Source organism: Cupriavidus sp. 96C5-1, assembly GCF_057798855.1.
In genome coordinates this window covers 52,572-74,453 of sequence record NZ_JBYOJU010000024.1, presented here as the reverse complement: position 1 = coordinate 74,453, position 21,882 = coordinate 52,572, and the positions used below count along the sequence as shown (strand labels likewise).

At 61.9% G+C, this 21,882-nt stretch carries 21 protein-coding genes and 2 pseudogenes; 12 read left to right on the top strand and 11 right to left on the bottom strand.

Going from position 1 to position 21,882, the window contains the following annotated elements:
* Window positions 1-100 precede the first annotated feature (100 nt).
* The 3 genes from gcvPB to AC3FOF_RS24175 form a co-directional block, all read right to left on the bottom strand.
* Window positions 101-1,654, bottom strand: coding sequence for an aminomethyl-transferring glycine dehydrogenase subunit GcvPB (gcvPB, locus tag AC3FOF_RS24185; RefSeq protein ID WP_488728003.1), 1,554 nt, complete (start codon window positions 1,652-1,654; stop codon window positions 101-103).
* Window positions 1,651-3,027 (bottom strand): aminomethyl-transferring glycine dehydrogenase subunit GcvPA, encoded by a 1,377-nt coding sequence (gcvPA, locus tag AC3FOF_RS24180; protein WP_488728041.1) that lies wholly within the window; start codon window positions 3,025-3,027, stop codon window positions 1,651-1,653. Before gcvPA ends, gcvPB begins: the two co-directional genes overlap by 4 nt.
* Window positions 3,028-3,090: 63 nt before the next feature.
* Window positions 3,091-4,248 (bottom strand): ATP-NAD kinase family protein, encoded by a 1,158-nt coding sequence (locus AC3FOF_RS24175; RefSeq protein ID WP_488728002.1) that lies wholly within the window; start codon window positions 4,246-4,248, stop codon window positions 3,091-3,093.
* Between the two features lie 121 nt (window positions 4,249-4,369).
* Between AC3FOF_RS24175 and AC3FOF_RS24170 the strand changes: the two genes are divergently transcribed.
* The 6 genes from AC3FOF_RS24170 to AC3FOF_RS24145 all read left to right on the top strand — a co-directional run bounded on the left by AC3FOF_RS24170 (window position 4,370) and on the right by AC3FOF_RS24145 (window position 8,994).
* The gene (locus AC3FOF_RS24170) at window positions 4,370-4,969 is read left to right on the top strand and encodes a TetR/AcrR family transcriptional regulator (protein WP_488728001.1); all 600 of its coding nucleotides are present in this window, start codon (window positions 4,370-4,372) and stop codon (window positions 4,967-4,969) included.
* Between the two features lie 331 nt (window positions 4,970-5,300).
* Window positions 5,301-5,765, top strand: coding sequence for an energy transducer TonB (locus tag AC3FOF_RS24165; RefSeq protein WP_488728000.1), 465 nt, complete (start codon window positions 5,301-5,303; stop codon window positions 5,763-5,765).
* Window positions 5,766-5,876: 111 nt separating this feature from the next.
* Window positions 5,877-7,046: a S41 family peptidase gene (locus AC3FOF_RS24160; protein ID WP_488727999.1), complete on the top strand. Its 1,170-nt coding sequence runs from the start codon at window positions 5,877-5,879 to the stop codon at window positions 7,044-7,046.
* A 1,032-nt stretch (window positions 7,047-8,078) separates the two neighbouring features.
* Window positions 8,079-8,333: an H-NS family nucleoid-associated regulatory protein gene (locus AC3FOF_RS24155; protein WP_488728040.1), complete on the top strand. Its 255-nt coding sequence runs from the start codon at window positions 8,079-8,081 to the stop codon at window positions 8,331-8,333.
* Window positions 8,334-8,508: 175 nt separating this feature from the next.
* A complete protein-coding gene (locus AC3FOF_RS24150; RefSeq protein WP_488727998.1) occupies window positions 8,509-8,739 on the top strand; it encodes a hypothetical protein in 231 nt (76 codons plus the stop codon).
* A 12-nt stretch (window positions 8,740-8,751) separates the two neighbouring features.
* Window positions 8,752-8,994 carry a hypothetical protein gene (locus AC3FOF_RS24145; protein ID WP_488727997.1) on the top strand — a complete coding sequence of 81 codons (243 nt, stop codon included), beginning with the start codon at window positions 8,752-8,754 and terminating at the stop codon, window positions 8,992-8,994.
* Window positions 8,995-9,543: 549 nt separating this feature from the next.
* On the opposite strand, the gene AC3FOF_RS24140 is transcribed toward AC3FOF_RS24145, so the two are convergent.
* Window positions 9,544-10,461 carry an MBL fold metallo-hydrolase gene (locus AC3FOF_RS24140; RefSeq protein WP_488727996.1) on the bottom strand — a complete coding sequence of 306 codons (918 nt, stop codon included), beginning with the start codon at window positions 10,459-10,461 and terminating at the stop codon, window positions 9,544-9,546.
* A 47-nt stretch (window positions 10,462-10,508) separates the two neighbouring features.
* On the opposite strand from AC3FOF_RS24140, the gene AC3FOF_RS24135 reads away from it, so the two are divergent.
* From AC3FOF_RS24135 to AC3FOF_RS24120, 4 genes and pseudogenes are all read left to right on the top strand, one after another.
* Window positions 10,509-11,027 (top strand): heavy metal-responsive transcriptional regulator, encoded by a 519-nt coding sequence (locus AC3FOF_RS24135; protein ID WP_488727995.1) that lies wholly within the window; start codon window positions 10,509-10,511, stop codon window positions 11,025-11,027.
* An 18-nt stretch (window positions 11,028-11,045) separates the two neighbouring features.
* Window positions 11,046-11,623: pseudogene (locus AC3FOF_RS24130) on the top strand (IS6 family transposase).
* Window positions 11,611-11,800 (top strand): annotated as a pseudogene (locus AC3FOF_RS24125) (hypothetical protein); the annotation flags it as partial. The pseudogenes AC3FOF_RS24130 and AC3FOF_RS24125, both read left to right, overlap by 13 nt.
* A gap of 63 nt (window positions 11,801-11,863) precedes the next feature.
* Window positions 11,864-12,121 carry a hypothetical protein gene (locus AC3FOF_RS24120; RefSeq protein WP_488727994.1) on the top strand — a complete coding sequence of 86 codons (258 nt, stop codon included), beginning with the start codon at window positions 11,864-11,866 and terminating at the stop codon, window positions 12,119-12,121.
* Between the two features lie 84 nt (window positions 12,122-12,205).
* Here AC3FOF_RS24120 and AC3FOF_RS24115 read toward each other — a convergent pair whose 3' ends face one another.
* A complete protein-coding gene (locus AC3FOF_RS24115) occupies window positions 12,206-13,630 on the bottom strand; it encodes an aldehyde dehydrogenase family protein (RefSeq protein ID WP_488727993.1) in 1,425 nt (474 codons plus the stop codon).
* A gap of 101 nt (window positions 13,631-13,731) precedes the next feature.
* On the opposite strand from AC3FOF_RS24115, the gene AC3FOF_RS24110 reads away from it, so the two are divergent.
* Complete coding sequence (locus AC3FOF_RS24110; RefSeq protein ID WP_276266759.1) at window positions 13,732-14,658, top strand: LysR family transcriptional regulator; 927 nt, start codon at window positions 13,732-13,734, stop codon at window positions 14,656-14,658.
* Between the two features lie 252 nt (window positions 14,659-14,910).
* On the opposite strand, the gene AC3FOF_RS24105 is transcribed toward AC3FOF_RS24110, so the two are convergent.
* The 6 genes from AC3FOF_RS24105 to AC3FOF_RS24080 all read right to left on the bottom strand — a co-directional run bounded on the left by AC3FOF_RS24105 (window position 14,911) and on the right by AC3FOF_RS24080 (window position 20,099).
* Window positions 14,911-15,456 carry a GNAT family N-acetyltransferase gene (locus AC3FOF_RS24105; protein WP_488727992.1) on the bottom strand — a complete coding sequence of 182 codons (546 nt, stop codon included), beginning with the start codon at window positions 15,454-15,456 and terminating at the stop codon, window positions 14,911-14,913.
* A gap of 287 nt (window positions 15,457-15,743) precedes the next feature.
* Window positions 15,744-16,244, bottom strand: coding sequence for a GNAT family N-acetyltransferase (locus AC3FOF_RS24100; protein ID WP_017228055.1), 501 nt, complete (start codon window positions 16,242-16,244; stop codon window positions 15,744-15,746).
* A gap of 10 nt (window positions 16,245-16,254) precedes the next feature.
* The gene (locus tag AC3FOF_RS24095) at window positions 16,255-16,593 is read right to left on the bottom strand and encodes a hypothetical protein (protein ID WP_488728039.1); all 339 of its coding nucleotides are present in this window, start codon (window positions 16,591-16,593) and stop codon (window positions 16,255-16,257) included.
* 268 nt (window positions 16,594-16,861) lie between these two features.
* Window positions 16,862-17,884, bottom strand: coding sequence for an alpha/beta hydrolase family protein (locus AC3FOF_RS24090; RefSeq protein ID WP_488727991.1), 1,023 nt, complete (start codon window positions 17,882-17,884; stop codon window positions 16,862-16,864).
* Between the two features lie 110 nt (window positions 17,885-17,994).
* Window positions 17,995-19,134: a helix-turn-helix domain-containing protein gene (locus AC3FOF_RS24085; protein WP_488727990.1), complete on the bottom strand. Its 1,140-nt coding sequence runs from the start codon at window positions 19,132-19,134 to the stop codon at window positions 17,995-17,997.
* A 362-nt stretch (window positions 19,135-19,496) separates the two neighbouring features.
* Window positions 19,497-20,099 carry an NADPH-dependent F420 reductase gene (locus AC3FOF_RS24080; RefSeq protein ID WP_488727989.1) on the bottom strand — a complete coding sequence of 201 codons (603 nt, stop codon included), beginning with the start codon at window positions 20,097-20,099 and terminating at the stop codon, window positions 19,497-19,499.
* A gap of 184 nt (window positions 20,100-20,283) precedes the next feature.
* On the opposite strand from AC3FOF_RS24080, the gene AC3FOF_RS24075 reads away from it, so the two are divergent.
* The gene (locus AC3FOF_RS24075) at window positions 20,284-21,213 is read left to right on the top strand and encodes a LysR family transcriptional regulator (RefSeq protein WP_488727988.1); all 930 of its coding nucleotides are present in this window, start codon (window positions 20,284-20,286) and stop codon (window positions 21,211-21,213) included.
* The last annotated feature ends 669 nt before the right edge of the window (window positions 21,214-21,882 follow it).

Genomic DNA, 21,882 nt, shown 5'->3' with positions numbered 1-21,882 from the left:
TTTGGTCTGCGGCAGAATCTTACGTTGCCGCGTAGCAGCCGCGTAGCAAATGCGCCGGCTGCCCCTTAGCTGTGCTGGAACTTCTGCCGCCGCTAGCGCGCTAGTTCGGCTGGGAATGCTTTTTCTTGAATGCGCGCCAAGTCATTGCGCGTCGGCCGGGTTCGTCGGTTTCCCCAGGTTTCAAGCGGTGGATCGCCTGATTGTGCGGCGCAGTCTTGACGAGCTGCGGATCAGAATAAGCTTCATCCGATATTTGAGCGAGAACAGCAATCCACCGGTCGAGGGCTTCTTTCCCGTACATCTCGCCCGCCTCTGGCGTGAAAGGTTCGGCTAGCAGCCAGGGTTCGTGACTGGTCCACATTGCGTCGACGCCAAAATCGGTCATTCGATTTTGGACGTCATGGACATCGACACCGGTCTCCTCCTTCATCTTCTCGAGGGTATAGCGTGTCATCTCGAGCCTCGGCATCTTCGCCTCAGGATAAGACCGGGAGACTCCACGGATCGCGAGAAGTCCTTTCTCCATGTAATTGTTGGCCAGCACCGAGATGTCGGAAGCTTGTGCGATCCCATCGGCACCCATCGCGCGAGCCCAGGCATAAGCCTTCAGAATCACCTGCACATTGCCCCAGAACTCGCGGATCTTGCCGACGCTTTGCGGCCGGTCATGGTCGAGGCGATAGCGATCACCCTCACGCGTTACCAGCGGCGCGGGAAGGAACGGTGCCAACTCGGCCGAGCAGCCATAGGCGCCGGTCGCCGGGCCGCCGACCCCACTCTTGGGCGCGCCAAACGTCTTGTGTAGCATGAACATACAGGCGTCGAAGCCGATTTCGCGGGCGCGAACCTTCGACATGGTACCGTTGAAGTTGGCGGCATCGTAGAAGGCAAGGCCGCCCGCCTCGTGCACAACGCGGATCCATTCCTTCATCTCGGGATTGTAGACACCCATGTCATCGGGATTGTTGACCATCAGCGCGGCGGTGCGGTTGGACACTGCAGCCTTCAGTGCGTCTAGCGACGGATAGCCGTTTTCATCGAGCATCAGCGTGATGACCTTGAATCCAGCGGCTGCGGCCGTCGCCGGATTGCAGGGGTGGGTCTGGATCGTCGTGATGATCTCGTTACGCTGTTCCAGTTCTCCGCGCGAAGCATGGTAGGCACGCGTCACCGCGCAATGAGTGAATGCCGCCTCGGCGCCACCGCCAGCTTGAAACACGAACTGGTCCATGCCCGAGAGTTCGCGCAGGATCAGGTCCATGTTGTGTACGATTTCCAGCGCGCCCTGCATGGTGTCCTCATGCTGGAGCGGGTGGAGCTGGGTGAGCTCGGGACGCCATGCCATCTGCTCGTTGATTTGCGCGTTGTACTTCATCGTGCAGGTGCCGAACAGGCTCGTGCCCATCATGCCGAGCGTCTGCTGCGATAGTCGCAGATAATGGTAGAGAACTTCCGGCTCGGACATCTCTGGCAGAGCAGGTTTGTCCTGACGGCGCAGCGCCGGCGGGATGAGGTCGTCCGCGTCGTTGACCTGGTCCCGGATCTCCGCTTCGACCTGCGGGAACAGCATGCCGCGGCGGCCGGGGTAGCCCATTTCCATGATGACCGGCTCGTTCCAGACCGGTGCATGGTATTCCTTCGGTTCGATGTTCATTTCGCAGCTACCTCTTTTAGGGCGCCAGCCAGGCGCTCGATGTCGGAAAGGGTGTGGATTTCGGTGACGCAATATAGGGCGCTCTCGCCCAGTTCGGGGAACTCGCCCGACAGATCTTTGCCGCCGAAGATGCCCTCAGTGCGCAGAGCGCTGTTGATCTCCGCAACGGTTTTGCCGGTGCCGTCGAAATTGACGACGAACTCCTTGAAGAAGCCCGATGGGAAGGTGACACGCACCCCGTCGATTTCGGACAGGAGTTGTGCGGCATGATGGGTGCGCTGGAGGATCAGTTTGCCGACCTCGGAGAAGCCTTGCGGGCCCATCATCGCCATATAGGCGGTGGCGGCGATCGCCCACATGTAGACCGAATGCCCGGTCCAGTCGTTGCCCTTGTCGCGAAGGCCATAGGAAGACTGGTGGAACAGCCCGAGGCCGAAGCCATATTCGCCCGGCTTCAGCGTCTCAGAAATGCTGATGAACAGTGTCGGATACTCTTCCGCGTAGCGCGGTTCGTCGCGTGAGGCGATAAACCCGCCTACGCCGCCGCCCGCATGGAGATGGACGCCTAGCGGTTGGATGGTGCCGACCACGATATCGGCGCCGTAATCGGCCGGTGCAGCCAGCACGCCGAGCGAGATCGGATCGACGCCGACGATTGTCTCAGCCCCAGCCGCGCGGGCTATGACGGCGATCGCGGCTGCCTGATGTTCGATCACGCCAAGATAAGAGGGCACCTCGAAGTAAACGGCGGCAGTCTGTTCGCTGACAGCAGCGCGCAGATCATTCATATCGATCAGGCCGGTGGCGGGGTCGTAGTCGACGAGACGGATGGCGATATGGTTCGCCATCTCGGGGGGCTCGCAGTAGTTGCGGATCACCGACAGGCGCTCGGGGTCGATCGCTCGCACGAGCACCACTTCGTTACGCGCCGTCAGACGTGCCGCCATTCGTATCGCATGCCCGGCCGCGGTTCCCCAACTGCGCACTGGCAGGCCGACGAGGTCAAGGTTTATCAGCTCGCCGAGCTGACTGCAGAATTCGAACCATGCTTGGTTGCGGCCGTGGTCGGAGCTGGGCTCCCCAAAGATCGACGTCAGCCACTCGTTGCGGCGAACGATTTCGTCGACAGCCGCAGGAACGTGATGCTGCCAGATGCCGGCACCGAGGAAGCTTAAGTTCTGCTCAGTGGTTTGGTTCTTGGCGAGCATTTCGACAACATGGCGCCGCAGCTCGCGTTCGCTGAGCGCCGGCGGCAGATCGAGCGGCCGTGCCAGTCGATGGTCGTTGGGAATTTGGGCGAACAGTTCCTCGATCGTGTCGGCGCCGACTGCGGTCAGCATTTCCTGCTGTATCGTTGGCACTGAATTGGCCATATAAGGGTGGGCTGTGGATGGTCGCATTGGACACTCCTTTGTTGCGTTGATGGTTGTTTGCGCTCAGGCAGTGAGCCTGTAGCGCGTGCTACGGCCCGGGCCAATTTCGACCCGGATGTGGCCGGTGAGCATGGCGTCGATTTCGTCGGCGCCGGTGTCTACGCGTAGCGGTGCACCCTCTAGCGCGATGAGCTTTTCGGCGCTGGCGATCACTGTGATTCGGTCGCGACCGACCTGACGAATGACTTCGGAGCTGATCTGTTGGTTGCCGCGCCCGAATAGGCTTCCCTGGCCACCCAAAACGCCGACGATGATGTGTGCCTCGCGATGTTCCATGAGGCGCAATAGTGTCCGTTCATCCAGGTCCAAGCCGACTAACGAGCCGTCCAGCAGGGCGTCCACTCCGAGTAACGTGTTGGGCAGCCCCAATGCGTGGGAAACGCGTCGAGTCGTGGTGCCGGGCCCCAGAATGTAAAGTCTTCCTGGCTGCATATCGGCCGCAACCTGGCGGGCGACCGCGTCGAGCGTGACGTCCTCGTTTGGTCCCGCCCCGGCCTTCGCATTCTGGGCCAGTCGGTGCGCATAGGGGCTTCTCGCATAGCCGAACAGGCGCGCAGACACTCGGTCCTCACGGATGGCAGCTTCGTCGAGGTCCATTACCTCCGCTTCGCGGAGCGATGCGCTCGGGTCGCCAGCAAGGTACAGTCCCGCCAATAGACCCGTATTCGCCGGGCTTGTACCAAATACGGCGGAATGCATTTTCACGCCCGCCGGGACGCCAAGGAAAGGAACTCGATCGCCGACCGATCCGATGATGTCGCGCGCGGTGCCATCGCCACCAACGAACAAGAGCAAGTCGACACCATGGTCAGCCATCGCAGCGGCAGCCGCTCGTGTATCGGCACCGGTGGAAGATGCTGCTTCCCGTCGCGGCAATACCAACGGCGTAAGCCCGGCGTTGCGTGCGGCGTCCTCACCCATGGCGCCGGCAACAGTAAGTATCCGTAGATCGGGACAAGATAATGCGGCTCGGCGCAGCGCGTTGGTCGCTTTCTGCCCGGCGAGCGGATGCGCTCCGCGGCGCAACGCCTCCGCGAGAATAACGTCACTATCCGTGCCCTTTAGTCCGACGCTCCCACCCATACCCGCGATCGGGTTGACGACGACCCCTAGAAGGGGTGGTGCACTCCTATCGCTAGCGATCACCTTGAAATTAGCCATACAGCCTCACACTCCTGCATCAACTGCGAATCTCACATACATCGCGCATGTGAGATTTATAGCGACATGCATTGCGTATGTCAACTAAAATGCATTGTGTATGTGAAACGAGGAGGCTTAGATGGTGAGGAGTCGTGCTGAAACGATGGCGGAAACCCGAGAAAAACTGATTGCAGCCGCACGGAGAACATTCGCAGAAAAAGGCTTTGCGGAGAGCGCGATGGAAGATATCACTGCGGAGGCGGGACTAACCCGCGGAGCGCTTTATCATCAGTTCGGTGGCAAGAAGGGGCTGCTGGAGGCGGTGATCGAGCAAATCGACGCGGAGATGACGCAGCGCTTGTCCGTGATCTCGGGCCGTGCCCAATCGACGTGGGCCGCGTTGATTGACGAGCTGGTAGCTTACGTTGCGATGGCGGCGGAGCCGGAAATCCAGCGCATCGTACTTCTTGATGGCCCCGCCGTACTTGGTGAGCCGTCAAAGTGGCCGACGCAGATTGCATGCGTCCGAAACACGAGGAGACATATCGAGCTTCTCATTGAACAGGGCGTCGTTCAGCCCGTCGATGCCGAGGCAACCGCGCGCCTCGTGAGCGCTGCCGCGCTTGGTGCCTCGTTGTGGGTGGCGAACGCCGAGGATCCGCACGAGTCCTCGCGCAGGGTTTCAGAGAGCCTTCCCATCCTCTTGTCGGGCCTATTGATACGAGGTCCACAACAATAGCGCACCTCGCGACCTACATATATGGACGCGACCACGGCAGCCTACTGAGCGTTTCCACACGGCCTCGGCCGCCTTCTGGAGGTTCTAAACAGCGGCCCTGCCATTGACGCGCTAACCCTGAAGCGGATACTCGACCCGCTGAGTGGAGGCCCGGGACCAGGAAGGCAACAAGACGAGCAGCCTCGGGCTCGGGCTGTATATCGCGAGCGAAATTGCCAAAGCACACGGATCGATTGAGGTTCGGTGCGACTAGACAGAGACCGCGTTTGCCGTGCGTCTACCGCGTCGCAGGTAGCTGCCTGAATGGCGCTCAGCGAGCTGAACCTGATGGATGCGCGCCGCCAGCACCCACTGGAGGCGGCACACACACGTCTCCCACACGCTGGCGTCTGGGGCGCCGCTGGAGGCTGTAAAGCAGCCCCGCCGGCCATGCCTTGCTCGATGCCACCCCCGCTATGTGAATGCTGCGGGTTGGGGAGGGGGTAGATATCGCAATTGCGCATCTTCCATTCTATTAACGCCAGACTGGCCTTATTCGAAAGAGTTGGTTTGCACCCCGCCAAGGCCGCTCTATCCTGCGGACGCATGGCGACTTAGCCTGTCAGGGACGGAGGGCGTCTGGCTGCTTGTATCCAAGCAGGGCAGCGTCGAACTGACCGCTGTGTCACGGTGCTTCGGCGTACCGTCATCGGATACTGCGGCCGAGGTGGCGGTGGAAGCCATGAACTGCAAGATATTCCGCATGCACGAGGGGAAGCCGGTGTCTGTTTCAGTTACGCAGCCCATTGGCTTTTGAAGTGCTGGTGGCCGGTCCTGAGCACCATTATCATGGGCGCGCGGCAAAGGCTGAACAAGGCGGGCCGGGAACTGGCCCAAGGAATATTGACCATAGAGAAGCAATCAACGTATGAAGATCCACTACCAGGTTATCGCAGGACTGCTCGCATTGCCGAGTCTTGTCTCCGCTCAGACCCAAGGGCCACTACCAACTGCAGAGCTACGGACCTTGGCGGACGCTTTCGGCGTGCTACGCCGGTCGTATGTGAAACCCCTATCTGGCGAGGAGATCCTGCAGGGCGCGATTCGCGGAATGCTACGGGAGGTGGACCCGGAGGCAGGGGAGTTCCTGACCAAGGCAGACGTTGACGACATGGGCCGGGTACCCGGGGTGGCGGACGGGGCGGTTGGACTCGAAATGTTGGTTCGGAATAACCAGGTCGTCGTGATGTCTCCGGTTGCGGACTCCCCTGGCGAGAAGGCCGGAATCCGCCCCGGGGATGTCATCGACTCGATTGATGGGATGCCGTTGAAGAACAATCTAAGAATGGCTGTCAGGATGCTTCATGGTCCCGTCGGGAGTGTCGCGTCATTGGAGTTGCACACCGGTGCCGATGGCCCGGTCCGCACCATGAAGATCGAACGAAAAAAGGTGCCGGTGCCACATGTTCGCCTCTCGATGGTGGCCCCCGACATCGTTTCAATCAAGCCCTCGAGCTTCCTTTCCGAAACGCTACCGTCGATGGCCAACCAACTGAGCGATCAGTGGCGCAAGAAGCCGTACAAGGCCATCGTTCTTGACCTGCGGCGCAACACCGGCGGCCTACTTGAGACATCTATTGGTCTGGCAGCGTTCTTCCTGCCCCCGCAGAGCGCGATCGCGAGTACCGAAGGGCGCGAGCCGTTCACCAACGTGAAGTATGTTGCCGATGCATCGTTCTATAGCCGTGCCACTGGCACGGATCCATTCGCCGACGTACCAGTTCCGATTCGTCAACTGCCCCTCGTTGTTCTCGTCGACGAGGGAACGGCTAACGGAGCCGAAATCGTGGTCGCCGCGCTCAGGGACAATAAGCGAGCCAGGATCGTCGGGCGCAAGACGTTCGGCCGCACCGACATCCAGATGATCCAGCCGCTAAGCAATGGTGTCGCCATCAAGTTCACTGCGGCATACTGGTATCCGCCGTCGCATGAGGCTCTCGATCGCGTTGGCATCGTGCCAGATCGGCTGACCCCGACCATCGATCCGCAGCGCGAGATGGACGCCGCAGTTGCCGAGGCGCGGGCGATGATTCGGTGATCGAATGACTGTTAATCGAGCGGGCGCCCGAGCCGCAGATAAACTCAAATGAAAACAACTCTGCTTTCTCGATTTAACCTCGTCGTCATTGCATCTGTTGGGATAGGCTATGGCGAAGCGGGTGCTGCCCAGCAAACAACCGATCGGAAAATCTTGCGCTAACAAGCGCAGTCACTACCGCTTACTGGTCGCCAGAACTACCTGATGGGCAATCCCTGGCACGGTTTCCACGTGCCGCGCGAGGCGCGGACGGCGCTGGATGTGGGGTGCAGCCTGACCGGGGACCAGTGAGCGTTCGTGCTGGCCCAGCTCGACGCGCTGCAGCCCACCTCGGCCCACCAGCGCCTGCAGGTCGCCTTGCCCCTGTTGCACGCAACCGGGCTGCGCCTGTCCGAGGTGGTCGCCGCCACTACCGCCCACCTGGAGTGGGTCAGCCTGCCGCGCCCCGGTACCCGGGCACGAATCGAAGGCTGGTGGCTGGAAGTGCTGGGCAAGGGCAACAAGCTGCGTCGGGTGCCGGTGCCGCCGGCGGTGATCGCGCGGCTAGGCGCGTATCTGGTGGCGCGCGGCCATCCGGCCGACCCGGGCGCCATCCGGGTCCCGGGCGGCGTCGCGCTGCTCGGCCACGCCACCGACCTGGGCGAGCGGGCGCCGTGGGCCGGCGCGCGCGCCGCCAGCCCCGTCGATGCCGCCGCCGGCATCGGCACCGTCACCCTCGCCAAGCAGATCAAGGGCTTCATGACGGCCTGCGCCGGCACGCTGCGCCTTGCCGACCCGCGCGGCTCGGCTGGAGGCGGCCAGCACGCACTGGCTGCGCCATACCCATATTACCCATGCGCTGGCGGCCGGCGCGCCGCTCGAGGTGGTGCAGCAGAACGCCGGCCACGCCTCGCTCGACACCACCACCCGTTACGTGACCACCGAGGCCGCGCGGCGGATGGAGGCGATGCAGGCGGTGTGGGAGGCTGGCAAGCTCGACTGATTGTGCGGCCCAAATCGTTGCACCTTTCCGACTCCCAAAACGTTATACCTATGTCCCTTGAGATTGAGCGCGCTGCGGCCACGGTGTGGATCCGTGTGCAGATGGCCAGGCACGGCCTGACCTTGGCCGACCTGCAGGCAGCCGGTTGCTTTGCCGTCGTGGCGCCACCGCCGCCGGCTCCCGAGCCGGCGCGCACCTACCGCAACGCCGAAGGGCAGAAATGGGACGGGCAGGGCGAGATGCCGGCCTGGTTGCAGCGGGCCGTCAACGCGGGGCAGTCGGCGGAGCATTTCCGGGTGGGTTGAACTTACGCGATCGACCGAGCCAAGAGGGCGCCGGGGGCCAAGGGCGGCGCTGGCGCACAATGCAGCGGAGGGTGGCCCCGAGCCAGTGCGGATGCCGAAAAGGTACCGCACTGGCTCGGGGCCACCCTGATGTGCGCAGCGATCGAGACAATGCAGTAAAGGACTGAAGGAAACCATGAGTGCCAGCCTGTTTGACTTGCATATTGCCCAGACTTGTCCGGACGAATACACCGCACTGCGTGAAGCCAATGCGCGCTATCGTTCGCTGGCCGTCCGCTTTCTCGATGGCGACGCGGCTGTCAGCGAGGCCGACTGTCTCGCGGCCAAGGACGAAGCTGACCGTGCCGAAACGGCCGCACGTGCGGCCTTCCTGCTGGCGTTTCAGACCCTGGCTAGCCAAAGCTAAGGAGGGAGTCACGTGGTACGAAGGGCAATTCCTGAACCGCTGCCGGCCGGCAAGTACCTGGCCAGGTGCCGGGAGACCAGCCACATGCTTGCCATCGAGAACGGGCATGAGGAAGTGTTTCCGCGGGCACGCTGTGTCAGCGACGGCCGCTGGTGCACCTTCTTCCGCGATGGCAAGGCAGTGTGGGACTGCAACGCGAGCTACGCCGCCGCGAATTTCATCATCGAACCCGCGCCATCGGAGAAGACGGCATGAGCAACCTGCCTCGTCCCAAAACGCAGTCCGTCACCCATCACGTGCCCGAGCACCTCGTGGGGGCGTTCCTGAAGACGGCAGACGAATTCTTCGCCAACGCGCGAGGCATGCGGACAGCGGGCCCAGCGTCCCCAGGAGGTGCGCGCCCAGGATTGCGACCGTGGTATGGATTCGTTGTTGCACTTGGCCGAAGTGGCTGCCGAAGGCGACTATGTCGATCCGACGTTGGTGGCGATGTGGTGGGCCCGGTGTCAGGGCGTGTCGTATATGCGTATGCAGTCCGCCTGCGTCAATGAAGATATCCACTTTACGTCAATTTGGATTGGCGTAAAGTTGGTACCTGCGCCGCGCTCGTCCCTTGTTTGACGCCATTTCCAGCGCACGCGGGGGTTCCATCTTTAGTTCGTTTGACACCGGGACGTACCGGCCTGGTCTCCACAGCGGAATCGCCTTTCGGTGACCACGAAACGGTCGGGACGTGGCCGAGAAGGCTTCTGCTACGGAATCAGCGGTTTTGCGGCAAAATATTCGCGGTGCAAGTACGTCGCCTCATTCAACCCAGGCTGGGAAGTAGCCCAGTGCCGTCTGTACTGACCCATCGTGCGACGGAACCACGACAATATCCGGATGCGCGTCCATTAGCACGCGAATCTGGTCTACGGTATCTTGTGTTTGTTCAATCTCACCATCAACCAACCAGCGCGCCGCCCAGAACTTCGGGCTACCAAATTTCAGTGCCTTGGCGTTCCAGACCGCATCGCCCACAAAGAAGTACTGTTTGCCGGAGGCGACTGTTATAAACATGCCGATCGAACCGCGCGTATGACCGAGCAACGGTACGAGCACGACCGTGCCATCTCCATAGAGATCCAGACTGCTGGCGAACCCTCTATATGACACCGGCCTGAATGCCAAGGCTTTCCATTTGATCGATTGCGCGCTGACCTGCGAGTGCCAGCTGCCACCGACACCAGCAGCAGGGTGCCTTATCATCTCCAGCTCCGCGGGATGCACCAGGACTGTGGAATCCGGGAAGTCGACAATGCCGCTGGCATGATCCCAGTGGCTGTGACTCAGGATAATCGTTTGAACCGGTTCAATGCCGGCGCGCAAGAGTTGGGCTCTCACCGGATCCACCGGGTCTTCGTACTTGAAGAACAGACTTTGCCACCAAGGCATATCTAGCCGATATTGATCAGCCACCTTGGAACCCAGCCCCGCGTCAAACAGAAAAGTGTCTGCGCCATGTCTAACAAGGAACGCGGAGAAGTCATTACTCACCTTGCTAGTAAAACTCCCACCTGCGTAGACCAAAGCCTCGGTAACAGATAGCTTCGCGGTTCGGATGATCGCAAAAGTGACCTTGGGATGGGTGGGAAGCGACTGGCTGATTGGTGCCGGGGCATCGGCGGCGATAGCAGAAATGGTAATAGCGGACAGCAGTAGAAGAATCAGCTTGCGAAGCATGGAGGCACCTTGATCTATTGGTTCTGGGATCCCATGAATGAAATCCCATGGGCACCTTAAACGTTGGTGTACACTCCAATGTCAAGGAAAGCCGGGGTGATGACCCTGAAAGATGCCCTCGGATGAACATTAGTAAACTGGCAAAGGCCGTTGGCACCACTACAGATACACTGCGCTATTATGAGAAGGTGGGGCTGTTGGAGGCACCCACGCGTCTAGGCAATGGCTACCGTTCATACGGTGCGGAGGCCATTCGGCACATTCAATTCATACGCAGCGCTCAAACGCTCGGATTCTCGCTTGCCGAGATTCGAGAAATCATCCCACAATTGATTGACGGCAGATTTGGTCGGGCCGAGATAGAACAACGCTTGAATGCCAAGATCGATCAGATCGATGCCCATATCAGCGCGCTTCGATCCTTGAGGAAAGAGTTGGTCGCAACGGCCAACTCGTTGTCCTGTCCCCTGGGGGTTCCCGTCTCCGTTGAATCCGCAACCAAAGTTGTGGCGGCCGGTCAGGAGACGTCGCATATGGCTAGAAAGATGCAGGCTCTGTCGCGATAAGGACGCGGCGACGAGCGAATTGGGGCGTTGGGATTCGCTCCGCTGAGCCTGCGCCACCTCGAAGAATTGATGGCCGAGCGTGGCATCTCCGTTGATCACTCGACCGTGCACCGCTGGGCGCTCAAGTTGCTGCCGGCACTGAACAAAATCTTCCGCCGGTCCAAGAGCCCGGTGGGCAAGCGCTGGCGTATGGACGAGACCTACATCCTGGTGCGCGGCCAGTGGAAGTATCTGTACAGGGCCGTCGACAAGGCGGGCAACACCATCGACTTCCTGCTGTGTGCCCAGCGCGACAAGGCTGCGGCGCGGCGCTTTTTCGAGAAGGCCATTGCGCAACAAGGCTAGCCTGACACGGTCACCATCGACGGCAGTCCAGCCAACCTGGCAGCCCTGCACGAAATCAACGCCGGGCAGGAGGCTCCCGTGGTCGTTCGGCAAGTCAAATACCTGAACAACATCGTCGAGCAGGACCATCGGGCCATCAAGCGCCTGACCCGGCCGATGCTGGGGTTCAAGGCCTTTCGTTGCGCGGCATCGAACTCATACACATGATTGCCAAGGGCCAGATGCCGGGACACGATGGAAACCAAAGCTGAAGAAGGCCGACATTGCCAGCGAGGCGGAAAGGCTAGCCGATGGCACGGGCTGGATGCCCGCCATCTTCGAGGCCGAAGGGCCGCAGGAGGTCGCGCAGGAAGACGGCCCGCAGCAGGACAACCCCGTAGGACGCCGAAGCCGTAGCGGATGAACCCGATGAGGCGCTGGCCGCTTGACCCGTGCCGAAGGCAAACGCTCCGGCTTCGACCGGGGTGCTTCGCTTGGAAGGGGATCCATCCATGACCCGCACCACCACCAGCGGCCCGCGCATGGCGGCGGCTTATGCCCCTGGCACGGTACGCGCCCGCCGTTGGCACGGCGATGGCGATGTGCGCGGCTACCGTCCGCCCTCGGGCTGGACGGCCCGCGCCGACCTCACCGACATTCACCCCATTACGGGCCGCGCCTTGCCGCATGCCGTGTGGTGGCTTATCGAGACGAAGGAACAACCGCGATCAGCACCGGGCCCAGGCCGTTCCGCCCAGGGCCCGGTGTAGAAGCCCAACAGCCCGGGTGCCGCACGATTGTCGGAAGATGCGCGGGCGCCCTGTGAGGGCGTCAGACAAGGATTCCTGGAAGGTTCAACCTGCGCTCGCCAGCAAGGTCTTGGGTTCCAAGTATGCGCTCATGCCCCAGCGGCCCATTTCGCGCCCCAGCCCCGAATGCTTGAAGCCGCCAAAGGGTGCGCGCGGCTCGTTGGCCAGCGTGTTGACGAGCACGCGGCCCGCATTGATCTGGCGCGCCACACGTTCGCAGCTTTCCGGGTTTGTGCCCAGCACCAGGGCGCTCAGGCCATAGCGCGTGTCGTTGGCAATGGCGATCGCATCGGCTTCGTCCTCGTAGGGGATGATGGTCAGCACGGGGCCGAAGATTTCCTCGCGCGCGATGCGCATCTGGTTGTTGGCACGGGTAAAGAGCGTGGGCTTCACGAACCATCCGGCGTGCAGGCCATCGGGGCGGCCTTCACCGCCTGCCAGCAAGGTCGCACCTTCTTCCAGCCCGAGGTGGATGTAGTTCTGCACCCGCTCCCATTGCTTCTTGCTCACCATCGGGCCGATGTCGGTGTCGGCTTGGCGCGGGTCGCCGGATTGGATGTGCGAGACCGCCTCCTTCGCCACCTGCTCGAACTCGGCCAGGCGGCTGCGTGGCACCAGGATGCGCGTGCCGGCGATGCAGGCCTGGCCGCTGTTCATGAACCCTGCCTGGAGCACGAGTGGCATGACGGCGGTGAAGTCCGCGTCATCGAGTACCACGGTGGGCGACTTGCCGCCCAACTCCAGTGTCACGCGCTTCATCGTGGCGGCGCCCGTGGTCACCAGGTGCTGGCCCACCGCGGACGAGCCCGTGAACGAGATCTTGGCGATGCCGGGGTTGCGCGCGATCTCCTCGCCGACCACTTCGCCGCGGCCGTTGACGATGTTGAACGCGCCTGGGGGCAGATCGGCTTCGTGCAGCGCTTCGGCCACGATCTGCGTCTGCAGCGCGCTCATCTCGCTGGGCTTAATGACGGCGGTGCAACCGGCTGCCAGCGCGGTGGCCAGCTTGTTGCAGATGAAACCCGCATTGCTGTTCCATGGCGTGATCAGGCCCGCGACGCCCACAGGCGTCTGGATTACCGTGGCTGCGCCGGCCTTTTCCTCGAACGCGAAGGACTCCAGTGCGTCGATCGCCTGGGCAATGACGTCGGCAGGATACGTTGCCATCCAGTGCCCGCGTACTGAGGGTGCGCCGTATTCCATCAGGATGGCCTCCATCAGCGCGTCTTTGCGCGCGGCCACGGCCCGGTGCATGCGCCGCAGGGCCGCAATGCGCTCCTCGCGTGTGGTGCGTGACCAGGCCGGGAATGCAGCCTGTGCTGCCGCGATGGCGCGCTGCGCGTCCTGCGCATCGCCCAGCCGCACCTGGCCGATGACGTCCTCGGTACTCGGGTTGTGGAGGTCGAACCATTCCTGGCCGTGCGGCGTGACGAATTCGCCGTTGATGTAGATGTGTTCAATGCGTTGCATGGTGGCTCCTTGGGGATTGATGCAACGAAGTCTAGGAATGGTTTATTGTTCTGATAAGCCGTCTTGTGGCTGATGAGGTATCCGTAAATTCAGGACAATTCATGCACAGAACAGGAATGACCGAGCTGGAAGTGGTTCTGGCCGTCGCGCGCCGCAACAGCTTTCGCGGCGCGGCGCAGGAACTGGGCATGTCCACCACCGCCGTGAGCAGCGCCGTGGCCGGGCTGGAGGCACGCCTGAAGGTGCGGCTGTTCAACCGCTCGACGCGCAGCGTGGCGCTCACCGATGCCGGACGACGCTATGTGGAGCGGATTGCGCCGGCGCTGGCCGAAATCCAAAGCGCGGGCGAAGAAGCCGGCACCGGCCCCGACGTGCCCAGCGGCACGCTGCGCATCAACGCGCCGCAGGGCGCGGCATCCCTGCTGTTGGAGCCGCTCTTCCTGCAATACGCGCAGCGCTATCCCGAGGTACGCATCGACATCGTGAGCGAGTCGCGCATGATCGACATCGTGGCCGAAGGCTTCGATGCGGGCATCCGCCTTGGCGAATCCGTGCCGCAGGACATGATCGCCGTGCCGCTCTCGCGCGACATCCGCATGCTCGTGGTGGCAACGCCAGAGTACCTGGCGCGCCACGGCACCCCCAGGCACCCGCGCGACCTGCTCCAGCACCAGAGCATCGGCATGCGCATGTCGCACGGCGGCATCTATCACTGGGAGCTGGCAAAAGGTGGCCAGAAGCTGCAAATGGATCTGCCCGTGCGCCTGGCGCTTAACGAGCCGCCGGCCATCAAGCAGGCGGTGCTGCTCGGGCTGGGTATCGGCTTCATCTCCGAGTGGTTCATCGAAGAAGAGCTGAAGGCCGGCGCGCTGGTGCCGGTGCTGGTGCCGTGGTGCCCGTCGTTCGGCGGGCTTAGGCTGTACTACTCAGGCCACCGTTTCGTGCCTGCGCGGCTGCGTGCGCTCATCAGCTTGGTTCATGAGCTGGGCTTGGCTGGGGCGCCGTTGCGAGGCGTTCAAGCAGGCTAATATCACCTCCGAACTATCGGACCGCAGTTCGCTCTTTAGGTCACTCTGCGACAGGTAGCCAAGCGAAGATCGAAAAACGATCCTCTATTGGCCGCCGACCTGCTTGCCTGTCAAGACCTTGCGTTGATCAATCTCGGCTTTCTTTGGGGCTGCTTAACTCGGGTGGATTGGATCGCAGTCCACTTTGGTTCCTCCGCTTTGCAGCAAAGGATCCAAACGAGATCGGTCCAGCATGTTATTCGGTAAAACAACCTAAAATAGATAGCCTAACATATCTATTTTCCCTTTCGGCCATTCCTCTGCGCTCAGACTTTTTACCAGGAAGAAATCGGCAAGGTCTCGTTCAATTATCGATACACTTTCCACATTCTCTACGGCGAGCCATTTCGTCATTGCCGGAGACACCCGGTTGAAACCGTGGGCTTTGTAGATAGTGTCGTTGTCTCCCATCAAGACGAGAAAATCCACTTGGGCACGTCTGGCTTGCATTTCGGCAGTGTGCAGTAAATTTGAGGCGATTCCGCTACGACGGTAAGCTGGCAGAACGCAAAGGTCGATCAGGCCGAAGATGCGGACGATCTTGCCTTCTATATTTATGACGCGGTGGTCAATACCCAATTGGCCGACTATCTTCTCGTCTTGATATGCCAGATACCGGAAGTGCGGCAACTGTTTGAAATATGATCGTCCGTCAAAGGTATCAGGAAAACACTCGTCCAAAAGCCTCGAAATCTCAGACGTTTCGGTTTGATCAATCGCATATTCGCTGACTAGCGTTAGAGTATAGCTACGTGGCATTATTTACTCATTTTGATTGGCGACAACTGCGGGTGAGATTGCCCGTCGGCATTGAACCTGCTTACCGGAAAGGCTTGTTCTGGATTCAGGGGCTTCGAGAGTGCAGAAGCTCTGCAATCAGATTGGCAATTCCTTCAGGGGCGGCCGGCGTGGCAGGGTCGGGCACGCAGGCGCATACGCTGAGCACCGCCTCGATAGCCAAGGTGGCGAAGGTGTCAACGCGACCATGCGGAAAGTTCGCACAGTCATTGGCAGCGAGGCGACGCAATCAGAGACGCGCGGCGAGTCTAGCGCAGGAGCGGATCCATGACCATTTCGTGCCAGGACATACCACCGTGGGCCGACGGAGAGGGTTGCACGTACCTGAAGCCGAGCTTTTTGTAGAGGTCCACGTGGCGCTCCTTGCACATAAGGTGGATGGTCTGCTTGCCCCGCCGCGCCATGTCCTCCACGAAGGCGCGCATCAGCAACGTCGAGTAGCCCTTGCCTTGATATGCCGGGTCAACCACAACCGACATGATCACCACGTTCGGTGCGTCGGGATCGTGCCCTACCAGTTCTTTAAAGGTCTCGTCCGACATCACGACGTCCTGGGCGCAGCCGCTATTGATGAAGCCGACAACTTGCCCCTTCAATTCCAGCACAAGAAAGCCGCTCGGATACAGGGAAACGCGGGTGGCGATCTTCTCGCGCGTCGCGGCTTCGTCGCCCTCGTAGGCGGTGGTTTCGATTTCAAAACAGCGGGAAACATCGGACGTCTTTGCCGAGCGGAAAACAAGTGGATGCATGGGGTAAGGGCTATTGTTGTCGATTGACCGCAGGATTTGCGGAGCTGCCGCAGCATGATAGGTGAGTCTGAATCATGTATATACTGCATTTTTTCACCTTGCAGTGCATCATATGGCAGTACTCAGCTATCTTCCAGTTCGGGTTCGCTCCGCCGAGGCGTTTGCAGTCAATTTTTCGATACGTTCCCAACTCGGAGAGTAAGGATTGGGGTACGGGAATGTCGTAGGATCGCCGGGTCTCGCTGGTTTCGGATCTGAGGTGAATAGCGCGTTGTTCGACGTCTATATCACGCCATTCCAGGTTGAGAATTTGTCTTCTCCGCATGCCCGTGAAATAGAGCGTCTTGATGAACGCTCCCCAGAACCAGATAGGTCGCGTGCAAGGCGGCCACGGATGTCTGATCGCCTCCCATCACGCATCCTGAAGAGGGGCAAACCGGTCGATGCAATACAAACGGCGGTTTCCAGATTACAGCGGTCAGTCAAGAGCCAGGCCTGGGCGCAACTCTCGCTGACATTGCGAAGCCCTTCAAAGCCGCTTTGAGATCGCCGAGGAAGCACTGAAGACCCTCATCTGCGCCGCTGTGGTCCTCAGCAGTTCCAAAGCCCGTGAATGATCAAGGCAGCAGGTGCCTCTCGAAGAACGCCGCAATCTTGCGGTTGACCACGGTGACGTCGGCGCGGTCGAATACCGGCGGATCGTTGAGCAGGTCTCCAACGAGCCCGTCGAGGCCGGGTGGGTGCGGCGACAACAGTGCGCCATGCCCGCCCGCGGGCAGGTCGGCGATATGCTCACAGGTCTGGCAGACCGCGAGCACGCGGTCTGCGTGGAAGCGCGGGATCAGCCAGCGGTCTTGCTCGGCCGTGACCAGGCCAAGCGGCACGGCTGGCCGGGCCAGTGAGTTCATGTCGAAATCGGCGGCGGCAGGCACACCGGCTACCGCTGCGGCAATACGGGGGTCCGCCGCAGTGCGCGGGGTATCGTCGTCGAAGCGGTGATGGATCACACGCAGGGCCACCCACTTCTTCAGCCCGTCCAGTGGGCCACCGGTCAATCTTGTGATCAATCCGACGCAGGACTGGAAATCTTCCGCGATATGCTCATCGCAATGCCGCATGAAGCGGGCCGGCGACCAGCGACCACCGGCCAGGCTCAGCGCGGTGTGGCCGCCCGCGGACATGCCGAACACGCCCACCTTGTCCAGTCGAAGCATGGGGGCGAAACGCGGATCGCGTCCCATTGCGTCGATCGCGCGCGACACCTCCGCGGGCCGGATCGTCCAGCTATCGGGGCCGGGGTCGCTGCCGTCCACGTAGTTGTCGGCCCGGTGCTGCGGCATGGCAACGATGAAGCCGGCCTCAACCAGGTCCCGTGCCAGGTCGGCATGCACCCAGGGCGAGCCGCCCGATCCGTGCGAGATGACAACCAGCCTCCCATTGCCCGGCACGGCGCGGCCTTCCGCCGCAACGTCCAGCAGGAATCGTCCCCGCCGCACGGGTTGGCTCGTATCGCTCGATGGGTAATACACGGTTACCGGACCATCCTCGGCGGTGGCCGGCAACTCGCTCAAGCCCATCGAGGCGCGAGCAATACCACACAGCAATGCCAGCGCCAGGCCAGCCCAACGAAACATGCGCATCGGAACCCCCTTCATTGTCAGGAGACCATCCCCCGGTGTCCGAAGCATGCATGGTGGCGCGCCTGGCGTCTTGCCGAAAGTGAACGGCAATGGCTTCCGGCTAGCCGATTTCAGAAATCGGCCAGCTTTTCTCGGCGATATTCGGTGGGTGTGAAGCCCGTGGCTGCCTTGAAGGCGCGATTGAAGGGGCCGATCGACTGGAAGCCGGCCTCCAGGGCGATCGTCAAGACCGGCAGCGTGCGGCATGCTGGATCGCTGAGCGCAGCGCGTGCTTCCTCCAGCCGGAAGCCGTTGACGAAGGCATTGAAATTACGGTGCCCCAACCGCTGGTTGATCAAGCGCCGCAGCCGGTATTCCGGTACGGCAAGCTGGGCAGCCAGGCTTGCGATGCTGAGATTTTCCCGGCGATAGGCGCGTTCGTCGGACATCAGGCGCAGCAGGGCGTCCACCAGCGCCTGCTCGGGCTCGTCCGCGACGGACGGCTGCGCGGCGTCGGCCAATGCACCCCCGGCATGAACAGGCGGGGCAGGCAAATCGGAGCAGGCAGGCCAGGGGGCGGGCGTCGGGCGGGGCGAAGGGAACAGCTCCGAGCGGGTCATGCGCAGCATCGAGAATGCCAGTGGCGCAACAATGCATAGCAGCATCGCCGTATCGAGCGTGGCGCCCGCCGCCGATAGGCGGCCGCCACTTGAGGCGAGCCGCGCGGCGAGTTGCAGCAGCGTATAGGCGACGCCGGCGACCACGATGAAGCCACGCAAGCGCCGACGGCCTTCAACCAGATCGACACGCCAGCCATCCACCGCAGCTTGCACGGTCAATAGGGCGAACAGCAGCGGTACCGCGCGTTGCAAGCCCATCGTGAACGGTGCGATTGCCGTGCCGCTGTGTGCGAATACCGCGCAGTTCAGCCCGCCGAGCCCGGCGGCCGCGCCCCACGCAAGCGCGTGAATCGGCCTGAAGCCAAAGGCGTCGTCGAACAACGCCTGCACGAAAATCCAGAACAGCACGGCATTGCCGACCGATATGGCAACGATTGGCGCCTGGAGCAGCCGTGGCGCCGCCTGCTCGAACCACGGCATCGCCCCTGCAGTCTGCACGGCCAGTCCAACGGCCAGCGCCAGGCCCGCCCGCGCGGCCGGCAGGGCCGGCCGGTCACGCCCGAACGCCCTGGCAAGCAAGGCCAGCAGCGCCAGCAGCATGCCGCGCAGAAGGGCGTCCAGCAGGAAAACGGGGGGCAGGGGCGATGTCATCCAGGCTCCGCGTGGGGTCTTGCCATACTACCGCGATGAGGCTTGGGCTTGTCGGTCGGAGCGAGGCCCGACGCAATATGCCCGCGCCCCTAGCCGATGGCCGCCCACCCCAACCGCCGTTGCGGTGAACGCCTGGTCAATGGCGGCTTCCAACGGTAGAGCCGACTTTCCAATGTCCGAGTGAAAGAACCAAATGACGACCGTGGAGGGTCGGTTTCCGACCATGGCGACCTGCCTTCGCGGACGGCAGGTACCGACCCGGAGCGATCTTGCGCGAGCTCGGCATCGGGGTGACCGCAGCCACTCGTGGGGAGTGCCCGAGTTCTTGTGTGAACGCCGCAGCATACCGCGCCTTTCATTGGCTATCCCAATTTGACGAGATTATGCACCGCCAGCGGTCCGCCCGGGATTTGAACCAGCCGCCCCCCGCCTTCGAGTGAACCCAGGTCGATGCCGAAGAAGCCGAGCCGCTCTATCAGTCCGCTCACAGCCGATTTCGCATGCGCGTCGTCTCCCGCGAAGAACAATATGCGGCATCCGTCCTCGGCCTGTGGATCGTCGGAGATGCGGTGCGCCGGCAGATGGTTGAACGCCTTCACGACGCGGGCGCCCGGTACGAGGTCCGCGAATGCTTCACTCGACGTCCGGCCATGCAATTCGGCCGGTTCGAACCGCGGCGCCTCGATCGGGTTGTTCGCGTCGATCACGATGCGTCCGCCGAAGTCCGGCAACCCGGCCAGGGCCTCCGGCAGCTTCGACCAGTTCACTGCGACAAGGACGATGTCCTGCGCGGCCGCTTGTTCGCGCGTTCCCGGCGTGATCGAGGGGCCGAGCCCGCGCGCGAGCTCGGCGAGTGAGGCCGGGCCCCGGCTGTTCGCAATAATGGCTTCGAGGCCTTTGCCCGCCAGCGCTTTCGCAAATGCGGACCCGATGGCGCCTGCTCCGATGATACCGATGGTGCTCATGACGATGCTCCTGGTGAAGGGGGATGAATCAAGTGGTAAAGCCGCCGTCCGTGCCGGCCAGGGGAGGGACAGGTGACGTTCACCCCCCCCAAAGGCTGCATGAGTGCATATTGCCGCGTTAATTGCTCGACGATTAGCGGGTAATCGCTTGAATTATTTTCAAGCAATGCTTTAATATTCCCGCATGGAAACCCTCGCCAACCTCGAGTCGTTCGTGCGCAGCGCCGAGACGGGCAGCTTCTCCGCGGCCGCGCGGCGTCTCGCGCTGACGCCCGCCGCGGTCAGCCGGAACGTCGCGCTGCTCGAACGCAATCTGGGCGTGCGACTGTTCCAACGCTCGACGCGCAAGCTCACGCTGACCGAGGCGGGCGAGCGCTTTCTCGTGGAAATCGGCGGCAATCTGGATGCGCTGCAGGCAGCGATCGCGTCCGTCTCGAACGATCGTAGCGAGCCGGCTGGCGTGCTGAGAGTCAGCATGGCGCCGACCTTCGGCATCGCTTACGTGATGCCGCTGCTGCCAGCGTTCCTCGCACGCCATCCGCTGATTCGTCCGGATTGGCATTTCGAGAACCGGCCGGTCGACCTGATTGCAGAGGGATACGATGCAGCGCTGGGTGGCGGCTTCGATCTCGCACCGGGCGTCGTGTCGCGTGCATTGGCGCCAGCGCATCTCGTGGCGGTGGCGTCTCCGGCTTACCTGGCTGGCCGCGCGCCACCGACCGATCCCGGCGATCTTGCGAACCTCGACGGCATCGTGATGCGTTCGGGCCGCACCGGCCGCGTGCACCACCGGACGATGCGCGACACGATGGGCAGCGAGATGCCCGCGCGCCTCGGCGAGACCATCATGGTCAATGACCCGGCAGCGATGCGCGAGGCTGCGATTCTCGGACTGGGTGTTGCGCTGCTGGCCGTGTCGGACGTGCTGGCGTCGATCGAACGGGGCGAACTCGTGCGATTGCTCCCGCGCTGGTACGCGGACGTCGGGGCGATTTCGATCTATTACGCGACGCGAACGCTGCTGCCGGCGAAAACACGGGTGTTTGTCGATTTCGTTGTCGAGGCGTTCGAGCGGGAGCGGTTGGCTGAAAGGTTTGCGGGAGGCATGAAATGAGTCGCGCCGGGCAGGCAAACAGGCATCGTTTATCGGATTCCCACTTGCGCAACGGCCGCGAAATGACCGGCGCTGTTCCGGCAAAGGCGTTTGTTGGTCATGCAACAAACCAAGGCAACTTAGCTGAATGGCAGCGGGTTGATGCCGTTCTGCCAATGCAACATCGTAACTCGGCCATACGTTCTGGCAAACCATGGACGCTTGGCTATCTCTACAGCCGCGGCATACGGAATGCAGCATGCGTTCGGCCGCGCCCGGCCCACCAGTGGACAGGGCCCCAATCAATGGTTCCAGAGCGGAGGCCACCGCTTCCCGAGCGGCGAGGTCACGCTGCACGGCCCAAATTGTTACGCCTTTCCGATTCCCAGAACCGTATACCTATGTCTCTTGAGATTGAGCGCGCCGCAGGCACGGTGTGGATCCGTATCCAGACGGCCAGGCACGGCCTGAACCTGACCGACTTGCAGGCAGCCGGCTGCTTCGCTGACAGAAAATGACAGTATTGTCTATTACTCTTTGGGTTACTGTAGGAAGGGAAATTCTTCAGGCATTTATCAACAATATAATCATCGCTTGCTGAATGAGGGGAGCAGCCTGCGTCAGGTGGGGTAGATGCGAGGCATGTTCTCGGACAGCGATGGAACTATCGCCGAGGCGCTTGAAGGCGCT